The sequence below is a fragment of the Corynebacterium yudongzhengii genome (assembly GCF_003065405.1).
GTDB classification, from domain to species: Bacteria; Actinomycetota; Actinomycetes; order Mycobacteriales; family Mycobacteriaceae; genus Corynebacterium; species Corynebacterium yudongzhengii.
The window spans coordinates 1205118-1220987 of the sequence record NZ_CP026947.1; the positions used below are offsets into that span (position 1 = coordinate 1205118).

Genomic DNA, 15870 nt, shown 5'->3' on the forward strand with positions numbered 1-15870 from the left:
GCGTCCTTCGTCTGTTAGCTCTCGTTGATGATCTGCAGGCCGTCGCTGCCGCCGAGCACGAGCCCGTCTGCGGTGGCCACCATGGAGGTGACGTTCGCGATCGTGGACACTGACGATTCTTCCATGGGAACACCGGAGGAGACATCGTATCCGGTCGCGGTGTTCTCCGCGGTGGAGGCGATCCAGGCGAGTTCGCCGTCGTGGGCGACGGCCCACGGGGAGGCGTCCACGGGTGCGGTCTGGTGCAGGCGGATGACGTCGTCGACGGTGTAGATGGCGATTTGGTTGCCCAGGGTGTCGGAGACCACGACGATGTCGCCGTCGCCGGTCGCCAGCGTGCCGACGCCGAGCCCCACCCGCAGCGTGCCGCCCTGGCGGCCTTCGTCGATACGCAAATCCTGGATGGTCGTGTCCGCGCGGTTGATGCGCACCACCTTGTCATTGTCGGTAATAGCCAGCTCGTCGGTGGGGCCGGCGACGGAGAAGTCGTCGATACGCTCGCCGTTCGCGTAGACCGCCGCCTGAGCTTCCGTGCCGGAGGCCACCACGAGCTCGCCGGTGGAGGTGAGCACCGCGGACTCGGCGGGCTCGTCCAAGCTCACGGTCTCGCCGCCGATGATGCGGACGTCACTGCCGCAGGCCACCACGATGTCCTCGGCGTTGGCGGTGACGTCGGTGCACCCGGAGATGTCCTCGCCGGAGACCCCCTCGCGTAGCTCGTCGAGGGTGCCGACGAAAAGCTCGTCACCCACCCGCACGCCATAGCGCCCACCGGCGGCCACTAAGTCGGTGACCTCGCCTAACTCGATGACCTCGCCGTCGGGGGCAGTCGCTGCGGGCGAGTCCGCCGGGGTAGCGTTGCCCATGTCGGGCAGGTCCTCTTCGGCGGGGTTCTGGCCGCAGGCGGTGAGGGTGACGGCCGTAAGGGCGAGAACAGCACAAAATCTACGCATCACAAAGAGCTAGCCTACCCGGGTGACCTCCTCGAGGGCCTTATCGATGGTGCGGGGAAGCTCAGTGAGGGGTAACACGTCGGCGAACTCGGCGTCGTTGACGATCACTGCGTCGACCCGGGCCAAGGTCCACGCGGCGGCCGCGGCCGTCGGGGCGATCTCCAGGCCCTCGGCTGCGGTGGTCAAAGGCTCGAAGTCATATTCGACGACGGGACCCTCGGCGATCACCCCGATCCCCAGATACTCGGCCGCGGGCAGGATCTCCTCTTCGGCGCCGCGGCGCAGCAGCGAATAGGGCGTCGTCGTGGCGTGCAGGTGCGGAGTGATTGCCAGCTGCCAGCCGCGATAGCCGCGCGCGCCCGCGTAGCGCACCGTGCCGGCGGTGACCAGGTAGTCCAGGGTGGCGGCGACCTCCTCGGCCGGGGTGTGGGGATCGAAGTGCCCGACCTGCAGCAGGTCGATGTGCTCGAGGCCGGTGGCGCGCAGAAACTCCTCGACCTGGGCGAGGATCGCCCGGCGCGAACAGTCCACGCGCTGGCCGAGCGGGCAGGTGACGTCCACGCCGACAGAGGTGGCGACGACCAGCTGCTCGCGCCCGATGTGGCGCACGGCGGCGGCGCTGGCCACGGTGGCGTCGATAAGCGTGCCGCCGGCGTCGACAAATGTAGCCAGGACGTCCTGGTCACGGGTGCGCAGGCCGATCTCTGAGACCCGCAGCCCGCTGCGTCCCATGTTTCGTTGCTTCACTTGACCCACACTAGTTGTAAGGTATTGCCCCATGATGATTGTTGCGCAAGCCAGCGAGGGGATGTCCTGGGCTCAGGTTATTGTCCTGTCGATCGTCCAGGGCCTGACGGAGTTTCTGCCGGTCAGCTCGTCTGGGCACCTGCGAATCGTCTCCGAGTTGTTCTGGGGAGAAGACGCCGGCGCCTCGTTTACCGCCGTGATCCAGCTCGGTACTGAGGCTGCCGTCTTGGTCTTCTTCGCCCGCACCATCTGGGAGATCCTGCGCGGGTGGTTTAAGGGAGTGTTCAACCCGGAAGAGCGGGGCCAGGATTACCGGATGGGCTGGATGGTGATCATCGGCACGATTCCGGTGGGGCTCATCGGCTTCTTCGGCCGGGATCTCATCCGCGAGGGCCTGCGCAACCTGTGGATCACCGCGACCGTGCTCGTGCTCTTCTCCTTCGTGTTCATCCTGGCCGAACGCTACGGCAAGAAGGAGCGCACGATGGAAGACATGGGGATCAAAGACGCCCTCATCATGGGCTTCTGGCAGTGCCTCTCGCTCATCCCGGGTGTCTCGCGCTCGGGGGCGACGATCTCCGGTGGCCTGTTTCTGAACATCGACCGCGAGGTCGCCACCAAGTTCTCGTTTTTGCTGGCCATCCCCGCGGTGGTCGCCTCCGGCCTGTTCTCCCTGCCGGATGCCTTCGACCCCCAGGCCGGCCAGGCGGCGACGGGCCCGATGCTCCTGGTGGGCACGATCATCACTTTCGTGCTGGGCTACATCTCGATCGCGTGGCTGATGCGGTTCGTCGCCAACCATTCCTTTGCCTGGTTCGCGGCCTACCGCATCCCGGCTGGCCTGCTGGTAATGGTGCTACTTCTGCTTGGGGTCCTACAGCCGTATTAGGGTGTAGGTCATGCGTTCTTGGCCTATACCTACTGTTCCTGACGTTCCGGGCGATGCCGTGGCCTTAAGCCTCTATGACAGTGCGGACGAAGAGATCCGCCCCGTCGAGGGCTCTGGCCTCTATGTTTGTGGCATCACCCCGTATGACTCCACCCACCTGGGCCACGCCGCAACGTATGTGACGTTCGACTTGGTCTATCGCCTCCTCGCCGACAACGGGGAGGACGTGCATTACGTCCAAAACATCACGGATGTCGACGATCCCCTCTTCGAGCGGGCTGAGCGCGACGGCGTCGATTGGCGGGAGCTCGGGGAGAGCCAGGTCGAGCTCTTCCGCACCGACATGGAGCAGCTCAACGTCATCCCGCCGCGCCATTACATCGGCGCGATGGAGGCGGTCGACGAGGTGATCGAGATGGTGCAGAAGCTTCTCGACGTCGGCGCCGCCTACGTCGTCGACGACGAAGAGTATCCCGACATCTACGCCTCCATCGACGCCACGAAGCACTTCGGCTACGAGTCGAACTACTCCCGCGAGCAGATGGAGGAGTTCTTCGCCGAGCGCGGCGGTGATCCGGAGCGCCCCGGTAAGCGCGACCCGCTCGATGCCCTGTTGTGGCGCGTGCACCGCGAGGGTGAGCCTTCGTGGAATTCGCCTTTTGGCGCCGGACGTCCCGGCTGGCACATCGAGTGCTCCGCGATCGCCGCGAACCGCCTGGGGGTTCCTTTCGCGGTCCAGGGCGGCGGCTCTGATCTGAAGTTCCCGCACCACGAGTTCTCCGCCTCGCACGCCGAGGCCGCCACCGGCCAGGAGCGCATGGCGGGTCACTACGTGCACACCGGCATGATCGGGCTCGAGGGCACGAAGATGTCGAAGTCCCTGGGCAACCTCGTCTTCGTGCACAAGCTCACCGAGCAGGGCGAGGACCCCTCGGCCATCCGGCTGGGGATCCTCGCCGGGCACTACCGCGACGATCGCGACTGGTCCGATGAGATCCTGGCTCATGCCACTGAGCGCCTGAACAAGTGGCGCCACGGCGGGCGAAGCGTCGAGGAGACCCGCGACTACATTCAGCGCCTGCGCGAGCGCCTCGCCGATGACCTGGATACCCCCGGCGCGCTCGCCGTCGTCGACGAGTGGGCTGAGGGCAGTGATCCGGCCGGGCGTGAGCTGATCACCCAGGCGCTCGACGGGCTGCTCGGCGTGCGCCTTTAGCGGTTATCGGCGACAATGTAGGCCATGACGATCCGCGCGCAGTTCCAACCGCAGGTCGATGAGTTCATCGACGACCTGTACCAGTTCGCCACCGGCAGCTACCTTAAGGACGGCGAGACCGAGTTCTGGGAGCAGCCCTTCGACCCGAAGGCGCTCCCGGAGCTGAAGGCAATCCTCGAGCGGCTTCTCGACGGTCTCGATGCCCTCCCGGACGACCCGCCGGGAGGCGCGCTGTCGAAGGTGGTGACGGTTTCGGTCCAGGAGCTGGAGGCCTTCAACGCCCGCCACGCCGATGCCGTAATCGAGCCGGAGGAGCGCGCCAGCATCCGCGAGATCATCCAGGATGCGGCCGCGGCGACCGGCGCGGACGATGAGGCATTAGGAGAGCTTCCTGATTTTGAGCAATAAGATCCCCGCCATCTTCTGGGACATGGATGGCACGATGATCGACTCGGAGCCGGAGTGGGGCATCGCCACCTATGAGATGTCCGAGCGCTTCGGCAGGAGGCTCACCCCGCAGCTGCGGGAGAAAACTATCGGCGGCAGCGTGATGAATACTATGCAGATCTGCGCCGAGCACGCCGGATTGAGCCTCGACGATCTGGACGTTGCCTTAGAGCGCCGCCGGCTCTATGCGCGCGTTCGCGAGCTCATCGCTGATCTCACTCCGCTTCCGGGGGTACGCGAGTTGCTCGAGGCCTTCCAGGGCACCCCCATGCTCGTGACCACGAACACCGAACGCGAGCTGGCGGATGCGTCGATTGAGGCCGTCGGCAAGCATTACTTCGTGGGATCGGTCACCAGCGATGAGGTCGCGCACCCGAAGCCGGCGCCGGATATGTATCTCGCCGCAGCTCAGCGGGTGGGCGTCGACCCGCAGGACTGCCTGGTGTTCGAGGATTCCTGGACCGGGATGACCGGGGCGACGGCCGCCGGCTGCCGCGTGATCGGGCTGGCCGATGAGGCGCCTGCCGGCGCGGTGAGTCTGCGCGAGCTGCACGGCACCTTGAGCTTGGAGGGGGTTTCCGCCGACCAAGTGCGGACGTGGTATGAGCGCCTGCGCTAGGGTGATGGGCGTGAAAAATTTCGATGAGCTGTATGCCGAACTAACCGAACGCGCCGAGCAACGCCCCTCCGGGTCGTCGACGGTCGAGGCCTTGGACGCGGGCATCCATGCGATCGGGAAGAAGGTCATCGAGGAGGCCGGAGAGGTCTGGATCGCCGCGGAGTATGAGTCGGATGCCGAACTCGCCGAGGAGATCGCGCAGCTCTACTACTGGACCCAGGTGATGATGGTCAAGCGTGGCCTGACTCCGGACGACATCTACCGCTACCTCTAGGACCGACATGATCAAGATCGCTGTCCCGAATAAGGGATCCCTGTCCGAGGCCGCCGCCGAGATCCTCGCCGAGGCGGGCTATAGGCGCCGCCGCGATAAGGCGTTGTCCGTGCGCGACGAGGACAACGGCGTGGAGTTCTACTTCCTGCGGCCGAAGGATATCGCCATCTACGTATCCAACGGCAAGCTGGATCTCGGCATCACCGGCCGCGACCTCGCCGGCGATTCCCGCGCTGATGTCGAAGAGGTCTTATCCCTGGGCTTCGGCACCTCGACGTTCCGCTACGCCGCGCCGAAGGATGAAGAGTGGGCGGTGGAAGACTTGGATGGCAAGCGCATCGCCACCTCCTATCCCAACCTCGTGCGCGACGACATGGCCGCCCGCGGCTTCGACACCGAGGTCATCCGCCTAGACGGCGCCGTCGAGATCTCCATCCAGCTCGGCGTCGCGGACGTGATCGCCGACGTCGTCTCCACCGGCAACACCCTGCGCCAGCAGGGCTTAAAGCCCTTCGGCGAGCCGATCGTGGTCTCGGAGGCCGTAGTGATCAAGGGGGCCGGCAAGGAGCTTTCCGACGAGCACCAGGTCCTCATCAGCCGCATCCAGGGCATCCTCAACGCGCAGACTTACCTGATGATCGACTACAACATCGCCGAGGCGAACCTGCCGGAGGCCGCCGCGATTACCCCGGGCCTGTCCGGGCCGACGGTGATGCCGCTGAACAACTCCGATTGGGTGGCCGTGCGCGCTCTGGTGCCGAAGAAGCAGGCCAATCAGGTGATGGATGAGCTCGCCCGCCTAGGTGCCGAGGCGATCCTGGCCTCCGACCTCAGAATCGCGCGGATCTGATTATGGTGGGTGCCATGAGTACCCGTACTGAAGAAGATCTCCTCGGCACCTACGAAGTACCCGCAGACGCCTACTATGGCATCAACACCCAGCGGGCTATCGATAACTTCCAGATCTCGCGCACGCAGGTCTCCAGCATCCCGGAGTTCGTGCGCGGGATGGTGACGGTCAAGAAGGCTGCGGCCATGGCCAACCGTCGTGTCCACGCCCTCGAGAAGGGTAAGGCGGAGGCCATCGTCTGGGCCTGCGACCAGATCCTGGAGGAGGGTCGTTGCCTCGACCAGTTCCCGATCGACGTCTTCCAGGGCGGTGCCGGCACCTCGACGAACATGAACGCCAACGAGGTCGTCGCCAACCTCGCCCTCGAGTACTTGGGCTACGAGAAGGGCCGCTACGACATCATCAACCCCAACGATGACGTCAACATGTCGCAGTCGACGAACGACGCGTACCCGACCGGCTTCCGCCTCGGCCTGCACGCGACCCTCAACACGCTGATCGATCAGCTTGACCAGCTCGAGGTCGCCTTCCGCGCCAAGGGTGATGAGTTCGCCTACATCTTGAAGATGGGCCGCACCCAGCTGCAGGACGCGGTGCCGATGACCCTCGGCTCCGAGTTCAAGGCCTTCGCCGCCAACCTCGAGGAGGAGACTGCGACCCTGCGGTGGGCCGCCGATAAGCTCCTGGAGGTCAACATCGGCGCCACCGCCATCGGCACCGGCGTGAACACCCCGCCGAACTACCGCGAAGAGGCCACGGCGGCGCTGCGCGAGATCACGAAGCTGGACATCGTCTCCGCGAAGGATCTCGTCGAGGCGACCAGCGATACCGGCGCCTACCTGCACGCGCACTCCGCGGTGAAGCGCGCGGCGATGAAGATCTCCAAGATCTGCAACGACCTGCGCCTGTTGTCTTCCGGCCCGCGCGCCGGCCTCAACGAGATCAACCTGCCGCCCGTTCAGGCCGGCTCGTCGATCATGCCGGGCAAGGTCAACCCGGTCATCCCCGAGGTCGTCAACCAGGTCGTGTTCAAGATCTTCGGCAACGACCACACCGTCGCCATGGCCGCCGAGGCCGGCCAGCTCCAGCTCAACGTGATGGAGCCGGTCATCGGCGAGTCGCTGTTCCAGTCGATCCGCATCCTCGGCAACGCCGCCGACACCCTCCGTGAGAAGTGCGTCGTCGGCATCACCGCCAACGAGGAGGTCTGCCGCGGCTACGTGGAGCGCTCCGCCGGCATCGTGACCTACCTCAACCCGTTCATCGGCCACCACAATGGCGACATGATCGTCAAGGAGTCCCTGGCCACGGGCAAGACCCCGCGTGAGCTCGTCTTAGAGCATGAGCTTCTCGACGAAGACACCCTCGATCGCGTGCTGAGCAAGGAAAACCTCATGCACCCGCAGTTCCAGGGCAAGCTCTACGTCGACGACGAATAAAACGCCCGCTCAAGATCGCACAAGGAGTCCTCACATGCCCACTGACGTTGATATCGCGCAGGCTCACGAGCTGGAGCCGATCACCGAGATCGCCCGGCGCGCCGGCCTGCCGGAAGATTCGGTCGTTCCCTATGGCATGACCAAGGCGAAGATCGATCTCACCCGGCTCGATCCCTCCCGTCCCGATGGTCGGTTGGTGCTCGTCACCGGCATGTCGCCGACGCCGGCCGGCGAGGGCAAGTCGACCGTGATGATCGGTCTGGCCGACGCCTTAAGTCAGCTCGGGCATAAACCCATGGTGGCGATCCGCGAGCCCTCCCAGGGCCCAGTCATGGGCATCAAAGGCGGCGCGGCCGGCGGCGGTTATGCGCAGGTGGTGCCGATGGAGGACATCAACCTCCACTTCACCGGCGACTTCCACGCCTTGACAGCCGCGAACAACACGCTGGCCGCACTTATCGACAACCACATCCACCAGGGCAACGCGCTGGGCATCGACCCGCGCCGCGTGACCTGGCAGCGCTGCCTGGATGTCAACGACCGGGCGCTGCGCAACGTCGTCACCGGGTTGGGCGGCAAGGCGCACGGCGTGCCGCGGGAGACCGGCTTCACCATCACCGCGGCCTCGGAGATGATGGCGATTCTGGGCCTGGCCCGCTCGCTCGAGGACCTGCGGGTGCGCCTCGGCCGCATCACCGTCGGCTTCACCTACGACGATCGCCCCGTCACCGCCGCCGATCTCAACGCCGAGGGCGCGCTGACGGCGCTGCTTATCGACGCCCTCAACCCCAACCTCGTCCAAACCCTCGGCGGGGTGCCCGCCCTCGTGCACACGGGCCCGTTCGCGAACATCGCGCACGGCTGCAACTCGCTTCTGGCGACCCGCGTGGCCCGGAAGTACTCCGACATCGTGCTCACCGAGGCCGGCTTCGGCTCCGATCTGGGCGCGGAGAAGTTCTTCGACATCAAGGCCCGCTTCGGTGACCTGGATGTCGCCGGGGCGGTCGTCGTCGCCACGATCCGCTCGCTGAAGTACAACGGCGGGGCGGCGAAGGACGAGCTGACCGTGGAGAACCCACAGGCGCTTCGCGACGGCCTCGTCAACCTCCAACGCCACGTCGAGAACATCCGCAAGTTCGGCGTCACCCCGGTGGTGGCGGTGAACCTCTTCGGCTCGGACACCCCGGACGAGCGCGAGATCCTGCACCACTGGGCCAAGACCCACGACGTCGCACTCGCCGAAGCGGAGGTCTGGGCCAAAGGCGGCGAAGGCGCTCACGAGCTGGCGGAGCTTGTGCTCGATAACCTCACGAAGGGCAAGACCAGCCAGCTTTATGACCCCGCCGACGGCACCGAGAACTCCATCGCCACCATCGCCACGGAGATCTACGGCGCTGGGCGCGTCGAGTACTCCCCGCAGGCGCTGAAGGATCTGAAGGTGCTGCAGGACAACGGTTGGGACAATCTGCCGGTGTGCATCTCGAAGACGCAGTACTCGTTCAGCGATGAACCCACCGCCCTCGGCGCTCCCAGCGGACACACCCTGCACGTGCGCCAGCTTCTGCCGCGCACCGGTGCCGGATTCGTCGTCGCTCTGACCGGCGACGTCATGACGATGCCCGGACTACCCAAGAAGCCGGCGGCGGAGAAGATCTCCGTCGCGGGGAATGGGAAGATCTCGGGTCTGTTCTAGCGTCTGTTCTAGCGCGGGTGCGCTTGGGTTGGGGGTGAGTTTCGGTTGCGTTTGGGTTGAGTTGGGTTGCGCTGGGTTGTGCGTGAGGCCGGTGTGACTGATGGTGCTAGTGAGGTGACTGGACGGCGGGTGTTGCTCGGCTTTCCGGTTGGCTGGCCGTGTTGCGCTTGTACTTCACGAAAGGAGTCGCCCCTAAAGGAGTCTCGCGAGGTCGAAACGAGTACTCCTTTCTGTGCCCTTCCTTTCGACCAGCGTTAACGCACCATGGGGGTGGCAGGCCTGCGCTCGCGCAGCGCCCTTCCCGTGCGGCGAATGTGCGCGCGAGGCGATGCGCCAGCCCCAGAGGAGGGGCCGACGCCGGGCAGTGCACGTCTTTCCGCCCCAGCTTCCCGTGTTGCGATTGCGCTTCACGAAAGGAGTCGCCCCTAAAGGAGTCTCGCGAGGTCGAAACGAGTGCTCCTTTCGGAGTGACTCCTTTCTACCAGCGTTAACGCACCATGCGCTTAGCGCCCGCTGACCAGCCGAACAGCCCACTGACCACCCCGAACGCCCCCAGAACACAGAACCCCGAACCTACCCCTTGTTCGGCCAGCCGGGATACGCGGGCGGGGTGCCTCCGAATTCGGGGCAGAGCGCTTGGAAGGAGCACCAGTCGCAGAGCTTCGAGGTCCGCGGGCGGAAGTTTCCGCTTTTGCCGTCGGCTTCGATTTTGGCCCAGATGTCGCGGAGGTCGCGTTCGAAGTATTCGAGCTCTTCGCGCGAGGGCGTGAGGTAGAGCGAGTCGTTGACCTTGAGGTACATCAGGCGGAGTTGGTCGGGGATGACTCCGAAGAGTCGCCAGTAGACCAGCGCGTAGAAGCGCATCTGGAAGAGCGCTTCGTCGGCGAAGCGGGGTTTGGGTTTCTTGCCCGTTTTGTAGTCGACGACGCGGATCTCGCCGGTGGGGGCGATGTCGATGCGGTCGATGAAGCCGCGCACGGGAACGCCGTTCGGCAGGACCGTCTGCACGAACTTCTCAATGGCATCAGCGTCGAAGCCCTGCGGGTTTTCCATTTCGAAGTAGCCGCGTACGAGTGTTCGGCAGGAGACGAAGAAGTCGTATTCGTCGTCGACGAGCTCGGTGATCGCGGGGTCCTTGCCCTTCATCTCCGCCCATGTCGGCTTGATCAGTTTGACCGCGGCGGGGTAGGTCCTCTCGTCGCGCCCAGTAGCGTGCATCTTCTCGAGCACCGCGTGCACCAGCGTTCCGGTGATCTGGGCGAGTGTCTTCGGCTCCGGAATCTTGTCGATCGCCCGATAGCGGTACTTCAGCGGGCACTGCTGGTAGTCGTTAGCGCGGGATGGGGAGAGTGCGAGCGGGGTGGCGGACATGAGATCAACCCTAATCGTGGCACTCTAGAATGCATGAACTCTATCCGCGATCTGCTCGACTTCATCCAGGATTCCCCCTCGGCCTATCACGCGGCCCACGCCGTGGCGGAGCGTCTCGGCTACCCCGTCCATAATGAGACCGACGACTGGCCAGCCACCGCAGGCGGGCACACGGTCATCCGCGGGGGAGCGGTGATCAGCTACTACATTCCGGAGAACCCGCGCTCGTTTCGCATCATCGGCTCGCATACGGATTCGCCGGCGCTGTATCTCAAGCCGCAGCCGGATTTCACGGCGCATGGTTTTGATCAGGTGGCCGTCGAGATCTACGGCGGGCCGATCCTGGAGACGATGTTTGATCGCGAGCTGACGGTCGCCGGCAGGGTAGTGCTTGTCGACGGCACCGAGCACCTCGTCCGCCTCGATAGCGCCCTGCGCCTGCCCAACTTGGCGATTCACTTAGGCCGAGAAGAGATCAAGCGCCAGGAGCATATCGTCCCGGTCTCGTTGTCCGGCCCGGTGATGGAGCAGATCGCCGAACAGCTCGGCGTGACTCCCCGCGACATCGTCGGCCATGACCTGCTCACCGTGGACGCCCAGCCCGGCGAGGTCTGTGGCGAGTACCTCCTAGCCCCGCGTCTGGATAACTTGAGTTCGGTGCACGCCTCGCTCACCGCCCTGCAGCGCGCCGAGGCGGATGCCCGCGACGTGCTCGTTCTGGCCGCCTTCAACCACGAGGAGGTGGGCTCGAGCTCCCCGGAGGGGGCCGCGGGTAGCCTGTTCGAAGACGTCCTCTGGCGCACCGCCGAAGCACTCGGGCGCGATCCGCGGCAGATGCTGGCGGGGGCCACACAGGTCTCGGCGGATGCGGCGCACTCGGTGCACCCGAATTACCCGCACAAGCACGACCCGCAGCACCGCCCGGTGATCGGCGGCGGGCCGGTGACCAAGATCAACGCCAAGCAGCGCTACGCCTCGGATGCCGCGACGATCGCGATGTGGGAGCGCGCCTGCATCGACATGCCGAACCAGCATTTCGTCTCCAACAACAATGTGCCGTGTGGCTCCACGATCGGGCCGATCTCCGCGACCCGCCTGGGGATCCCGACCGTCGATGTCGGCGTGCCGCTGTTGTCGATGCATTCGGCGCGCGAGATGATCGGCACCCGGGATCAGTTATGGCTCACCGACGCACTGGAGGCATACTTGATCGACTAGAAAAACCGCGTCACCGACAGAGGGGTTAAAAGACCGCGATGGCCTATTCCGGAGTATTCCAGCCGGGCGATAAGGTGCAGCTCACCGACCCGAAGCGCCGCCACTTCACCATCGAGCTCGTCCCCGGGGCGAACTTCCACACCCACAAGGGCATGGTCCCGCACGACGACATTATCGGCGCCGACGAGGGCTCCGTGGTCACCTCGAGCCTGGGGACGGAGTTCTTATGCTTCCGCCACCTCATGGTCGATCACGTGCTCTCGATGCCGCGCGGAGCGGCGGTGATCTACCCGAAGGACGCCGCCCAGATCCTCATCGAGGGCGATATCTTCGCCGGCGCCCGTGTCCTCGAGGCCGGCGCTGGCTCGGGCGCTTTGAGTATGGCGCTGCTGCGGGCCGTCGGCAAGGAAGGCCACGTCTATTCCTACGAGCTGCGCGAAGACCACCTCGCCTACGCCCGCGACAACGTCGAGGAGTACTTCGGCGAGCGGCCCGCCCACTGGAGCCCCCGCCAGGGGGATTTCGGCGAGGTGACCAAAGAAGATCTCGACGGCCCCGTCGACCGTGTCATCCTCGATATGGTCGAGCCCTGGCACTTTTTGGAGACGGTCAAAGACATCCTCATCCCGGGCGGGGTGTTCATGACGTATGTCGCGACGGTGCCGCAGCTGATGAACATCGTCGAAGGCATCCGTGAGCTGCAGTGCTTCACCGAGCCGCGCAGCTGGGAGACGTTGCTGCGGGAGTGGAAGGTCGAGGGCTTGGCTACGCGCCCCGAGCACCGGATGAACGCGCATACGGCCTTTCTGGTGTTCACCCGCCGGCTTGCCGACGGCGTGACGCCGCCGCGCCCGCAGCGGAAGGCACGTCGTTAAGCTGGAGGGCATGTCCCAAGAAGTCAACGATCTGAAGCGGGAGATCCGCAAGCTCGGAGCCCGCAACGCCAAGCTCGCGGAGATGCTCAAATCTTCCCGCGACAAGCTGCGCGACTTGAACGCACAGCTCGAGGTGATAGCCGAGCCCGCCTCCACCTACGGCGTCTTCCTCGGCTATCAGGGCAAAGACGCCGACGTGTTTACCTCCGGGCGGCGTATGCGGGTCAAGATTTCTCCGCATGTCAAGTCCGATCTCGCCATCGGCGCGCTAGTGCGCCTGGGCGAGGGATCCGTCCTCGTCGAGGACTGCGGTTTCACCGACTCCGGCACCCTGGTGACTTTGGTGGAGAAGGTGGGGCGGGAGCGCGCGATCGTCGCCACGCCGCAGGGTGATGAGGCGGTCGTCGTGCTGGCCGGGCCGCTGGTGGAGTCGACGCGGGCCGGCGATAGCCTGCTGGTGGATACGAAGATGGGGGTGGCCTTCGAGAAGGTCGCCAAGACGGAGGTCGTGCAGCTGGCCCTCGAAGAGGTCCCGGAGATCACCTTCGACGACATCGGGGGACTAGAGCACCAGATCGAAAACATCCGCGACAGCGTCGAGCTGCCTTTCGCGCACCCAGAGCTTTTCCGCGACTACCAGCTCGCCTCGCCGAAGGGCCTGCTGCTCTATGGCCCGCCGGGCAACGGCAAGACGATGATCGCCAAGGCGATCGCCAACTCCCTGGGGGAGGAGGGCTCGTACTTCCTCAACGTCAAGGGCCCGGAGCTGCTCAACAAGTACGTCGGCGAGACCGAGCGCCGCATCCGCCTGATCTTCGAGCGGGCCCGCGAGCTCGCCGGCGACGGCAAGCCCGTGATCATCTTCTTCGACGAGATGGAATCGCTCTTCCGCACCCGCGGCTCCGGGGTCAGCTCCGACATGGAGACCACCATCGTGCCGCAGCTGCTCACCGAGATGGACGGCGTCGAGGGCTTGAGAAACGTCATCATCATCGGCGCGACCAACCGCGAGGAGCTCATCGACCCGGCCATCCTGCGCCCGGGCCGCCTCGACATCAAGGTCCGCGTGGACCGGCCCGGCCCTAAGCAGGCCCGCGACATCCTTGCGCGGTATCTCACCGAGGAGGTGCCGCACGAAGGCACTATCGACGAGTTGGTGGATGCGACCGTCGAGAAGCTTTTTAGCCCGCGGCCCTATGTGGAGCTGACCTTGGCGGATCACAGCGTGGAGATGCTGGATTACTGCGACTTTGTCTCCGGCGCGATGATCGCGAACATCGTGGACCGGGCGAAGAAGGCCGCCATTAAGGATCACCTTTCGGGGGTGAGCACCCGCGGGGTGACCACCCGGCATCTTCAGGACGCGGTCGTGGCTGAGCAGGACGAAAGCGAGGACCTGCCTAACACCGCCACCCCCGATGAGTGGTCCCGGATCACCGGGCGACACGGCCAGCGTGTGCTCTCAGCTCGCGTTGTTGGATAGTGTGAAGCCCATGACACGTTACATGGGTACGGAAACCGAGTACGGCATCGCGACGCCGACGCATCCCGAGGTCAGCTCGATCATCACCTCGACGCACGCCGTCGTGTCTTATGCGGCGATGCGCACCGGCGCCCGCTCGCGCTGGGACTACGAGGACGAGAAGCCGCTGGCGGATTCCCGCGGCTTCGACCTGCGGCGTTATCACACCGTGCCCATCGTGGAGTCCGACACCGTCGGCATCGCCAACGTCATGACGGCCAACGGCGCGCGCTACTACGTCGACCACGCCCACCCCGAGTACTCCTCGCCGGAGGTCTCCAACGCGTGGGACGCGATGATTTATGACGCCGCCGGCGACTATGTGCTGCGCCAGTCGGTCGAAGACCTCAACCAGCTGTGGGACGAGCAGATCTCCATCCTCAAGGACCACGATCCGTGCCCGCCGCTGAAGATCTACAAGAACAACGTCGACGGCAAGGGCGCGTCCTACGGCTCGCACGAGAACTACCAGTACTCGCGCAAGACGGATTTCGACGCCGTCGTGCAGGGGCTTCTGCCGTACTTCGTCACCCGGCAGGTGGTCATCGGCGCCGGGCGCGTCGGCATCGGCGAGGAAGGCGAGATCGACGGCTTCCAGGTCTCCCAGCGCGCCGACTACTTCTTCCAGGAGGTCTCCCTGGAAACGACGCTGAACCGCGGCATCGTCAACACCCGCGACGAACCGCACGCCAACGCCGTGCACTTTAGGCGCCTGCACACCATCATCGGTGACGCGAACATGTCGCAGTACTCGAACCTGCTCAAGCTCGGCATGACCAAGCTGGTCATCGACGCGATCGAAAACGGCGAGAGCTTCGCCGATCTCAGACTCGCCGACCCGGTCGCCGAGCTGCGCAACGTCTCGCGCAACCTCACTCTCGATCACCGGCTGCAGCTTGTCGACGGCCGCGCCCTCACCGCCCTCGAGATCCTCGGCGAATACCGCTCCCGCCTGCGCGCAGAGGACGAGGTCGACGAGAAGGTGCTGAAGATCTTCGACGAGATCACCGCCGACTTGGCCGAAGATCCGCTCAAGACCGCCGATCGCCTCGACTGGACCGCGAAGTACGCGCTGCTGAAGAACTACATCGACCGCGGCGCGAGCTGGTCCGATGCCAAGCTCAAGCTCATCGACCTGCAGTACACGGACATCGACCCGGCGAAGTCGCTCTACCACGCACTCGTGCGCAAGGGCCGGATGAAGACCTTGGTCAGCGACGAAGAGATCGAGCGCGCCGTGACGATGCCTCCGGAGGACTCGCGCGCCTACTTCCGCGGCCGGCTCGCTGCCCGCTTCGCGGACAACGTGATCACCGCCTCCTGGCAGACCGTGATCTTAAAATACTCCGAGGGCACCGCGAAGTTTTCGACCCCGAACGTCGACGAATACACCCGTAAGCACGTCGGCGACATCGTCGAAAACGCCGCCGATGCCGACGAGCTGGTCCGCGCGATGCACGAGGCGGGACTCGAACCGATGTACTATCACACCCATCACGAACGTGAGCACATCAACAAACCGCATCAGCACTAACACTCACGCGACAGAAAGGAGCCAGTGTCATGGCACAGCAGAACATCCACGCCACCGGCGGTAACGACGACGGCGACGAGCAGGAGGTCGACGCCGGCCAGGTCCAGATCAGCGGCGCCGACGACCTCCTCGACGAGATCGACGGGCTGCTCGAGAGCAACGCCGAAGAATACGTCCGCTCCTACGTCCAGAAGGGTGGCCAGTGACCGTCTACTCCCGGCGC

16 protein-coding genes are annotated in these 15870 nt (G+C 65.1%); 13 read left to right on the plus strand and 3 right to left on the minus strand.

Features of this window, described 5'->3' with window-relative positions; genetic code table 11:
* Positions 1-14: 14 nt before the first annotated feature.
* Both C3B44_RS05590 and C3B44_RS05595 read right to left on the minus strand, forming a co-directional pair.
* Positions 15-953 carry a YncE family protein gene (locus tag C3B44_RS05590; protein ID WP_108431507.1) on the minus strand — a complete coding sequence of 313 codons (939 nt, stop codon included), beginning with the start codon at positions 951-953 and terminating at the stop codon, positions 15-17.
* Positions 954-962: 9 nt separating this feature from the next.
* Positions 963-1700 (minus strand): aldo/keto reductase, encoded by a 738-nt coding sequence (locus C3B44_RS05595; RefSeq protein ID WP_235840384.1) that lies wholly within the window; start codon positions 1698-1700, stop codon positions 963-965.
* Between the two features lie 61 nt (positions 1701-1761).
* Between C3B44_RS05595 and C3B44_RS05600 the strand changes: the two genes are divergently transcribed.
* From C3B44_RS05600 to C3B44_RS05635, 8 genes are read left to right on the plus strand one after another with little or no spacing between them, the layout of a single operon-like run.
* A complete protein-coding gene (locus tag C3B44_RS05600) occupies positions 1762-2589 on the plus strand; it encodes an undecaprenyl-diphosphate phosphatase (protein ID WP_108432578.1) in 828 nt (275 codons plus the stop codon).
* A 10-nt stretch (positions 2590-2599) separates the two neighbouring features.
* The gene (gene mshC, locus C3B44_RS05605) at positions 2600-3805 is read left to right on the plus strand and encodes a cysteine--1-D-myo-inosityl 2-amino-2-deoxy-alpha-D-glucopyranoside ligase (RefSeq protein WP_108431509.1); all 1206 of its coding nucleotides are present in this window, start codon (positions 2600-2602) and stop codon (positions 3803-3805) included.
* Positions 3806-3829: 24 nt separating this feature from the next.
* Positions 3830-4213, plus strand: coding sequence for a hypothetical protein (locus C3B44_RS05610; protein ID WP_108431510.1), 384 nt, complete (start codon positions 3830-3832; stop codon positions 4211-4213).
* Entirely contained in the window at positions 4203-4871 is a 669-nt protein-coding gene (locus C3B44_RS05615; protein WP_268876419.1) for an HAD family hydrolase, read from the plus strand. Before C3B44_RS05610 ends, C3B44_RS05615 begins: the two co-directional genes overlap by 11 nt.
* A gap of 10 nt (positions 4872-4881) precedes the next feature.
* Positions 4882-5145, plus strand: a complete 264-nt coding sequence (locus tag C3B44_RS05620; protein WP_108432580.1) for a phosphoribosyl-ATP diphosphatase — start codon at positions 4882-4884, stop codon at positions 5143-5145.
* A 7-nt stretch (positions 5146-5152) separates the two neighbouring features.
* Positions 5153-5995 (plus strand): ATP phosphoribosyltransferase, encoded by an 843-nt coding sequence (gene hisG, locus C3B44_RS05625; RefSeq protein ID WP_108431511.1) that lies wholly within the window; start codon positions 5153-5155, stop codon positions 5993-5995.
* Between the two features lie 14 nt (positions 5996-6009).
* Entirely contained in the window at positions 6010-7434 is a 1425-nt protein-coding gene (aspA, locus tag C3B44_RS05630) for an aspartate ammonia-lyase (protein WP_108432581.1), read from the plus strand.
* Positions 7435-7468: 34 nt separating this feature from the next.
* Positions 7469-9127: a formate--tetrahydrofolate ligase gene (locus C3B44_RS05635; protein WP_108431512.1), complete on the plus strand. Its 1659-nt coding sequence runs from the start codon at positions 7469-7471 to the stop codon at positions 9125-9127.
* A 573-nt stretch (positions 9128-9700) separates the two neighbouring features.
* Here the strand turns inward: C3B44_RS05635 and C3B44_RS05640 are convergent.
* Positions 9701-10498 (minus strand): RecB family exonuclease, encoded by a 798-nt coding sequence (locus C3B44_RS05640; protein WP_108431513.1) that lies wholly within the window; start codon positions 10496-10498, stop codon positions 9701-9703.
* A 33-nt stretch (positions 10499-10531) separates the two neighbouring features.
* Here C3B44_RS05640 and C3B44_RS05645 point away from each other — a divergent pair, with 33 nt between their 5' ends.
* Genes C3B44_RS05645 through C3B44_RS05665 form a run of 5 tightly spaced genes read left to right on the plus strand, consistent with a single transcriptional unit; the run spans position 10532 to position 15853 of the window.
* Positions 10532-11716, plus strand: coding sequence for a M18 family aminopeptidase (locus tag C3B44_RS05645; RefSeq protein WP_108431514.1), 1185 nt, complete (start codon positions 10532-10534; stop codon positions 11714-11716).
* A gap of 38 nt (positions 11717-11754) precedes the next feature.
* On the plus strand, positions 11755-12591 hold the full coding sequence (locus C3B44_RS05650; RefSeq protein WP_108431515.1) for a tRNA (adenine-N1)-methyltransferase: 837 nt from the start codon (positions 11755-11757) through the stop codon (positions 12589-12591).
* Positions 12592-12601: 10 nt separating this feature from the next.
* The gene (arc, locus tag C3B44_RS05655; RefSeq protein WP_108431516.1) at positions 12602-14074 is read left to right on the plus strand and encodes a proteasome ATPase; all 1473 of its coding nucleotides are present in this window, start codon (positions 12602-12604) and stop codon (positions 14072-14074) included.
* Between the two features lie 10 nt (positions 14075-14084).
* Positions 14085-15647: a depupylase/deamidase Dop gene (dop, locus tag C3B44_RS05660; protein WP_108431517.1), complete on the plus strand. Its 1563-nt coding sequence runs from the start codon at positions 14085-14087 to the stop codon at positions 15645-15647.
* A 29-nt stretch (positions 15648-15676) separates the two neighbouring features.
* The gene (locus tag C3B44_RS05665) at positions 15677-15853 is read left to right on the plus strand and encodes a ubiquitin-like protein Pup (RefSeq protein WP_108431518.1); all 177 of its coding nucleotides are present in this window, start codon (positions 15677-15679) and stop codon (positions 15851-15853) included.
* Positions 15854-15870 lie beyond the last annotated feature (17 nt).

Coding starts and splice junctions, on each gene's coding strand:
- C3B44_RS05590 (WP_108431507.1), bottom strand. CDS start 953: ATGCGTAGATTTTGTGCTGTTCTCGCCCTTACGGCCGTCACCCTCACC.
- C3B44_RS05600 (WP_108432578.1), top strand. CDS start 1,762: ATGTCCTGGGCTCAGGTTATTGTCCTGTCGATCGTCCAGGGCCTGACG.
- mshC (WP_108431509.1), top strand. CDS start 2,600: ATGCGTTCTTGGCCTATACCTACTGTTCCTGACGTTCCGGGCGATGCC.
- C3B44_RS05610 (WP_108431510.1), top strand. CDS start 3,830: ATGACGATCCGCGCGCAGTTCCAACCGCAGGTCGATGAGTTCATCGAC.
- hisG (WP_108431511.1), top strand. CDS start 5,153: ATGATCAAGATCGCTGTCCCGAATAAGGGATCCCTGTCCGAGGCCGCC.
- aspA (WP_108432581.1), top strand. CDS start 6,010: ATGAGTACCCGTACTGAAGAAGATCTCCTCGGCACCTACGAAGTACCC.
- C3B44_RS05635 (WP_108431512.1), top strand. CDS start 7,469: ATGCCCACTGACGTTGATATCGCGCAGGCTCACGAGCTGGAGCCGATC.
- C3B44_RS05640 (WP_108431513.1), bottom strand. CDS start 10,498: ATGTCCGCCACCCCGCTCGCACTCTCCCCATCCCGCGCTAACGACTAC.
- C3B44_RS05645 (WP_108431514.1), top strand. CDS start 10,532: ATGAACTCTATCCGCGATCTGCTCGACTTCATCCAGGATTCCCCCTCG.
- C3B44_RS05650 (WP_108431515.1), top strand. CDS start 11,755: ATGGCCTATTCCGGAGTATTCCAGCCGGGCGATAAGGTGCAGCTCACC.
- arc (WP_108431516.1), top strand. CDS start 12,602: ATGTCCCAAGAAGTCAACGATCTGAAGCGGGAGATCCGCAAGCTCGGA.
- dop (WP_108431517.1), top strand. CDS start 14,085: ATGACACGTTACATGGGTACGGAAACCGAGTACGGCATCGCGACGCCG.
- C3B44_RS05665 (WP_108431518.1), top strand. CDS start 15,677: ATGGCACAGCAGAACATCCACGCCACCGGCGGTAACGACGACGGCGAC.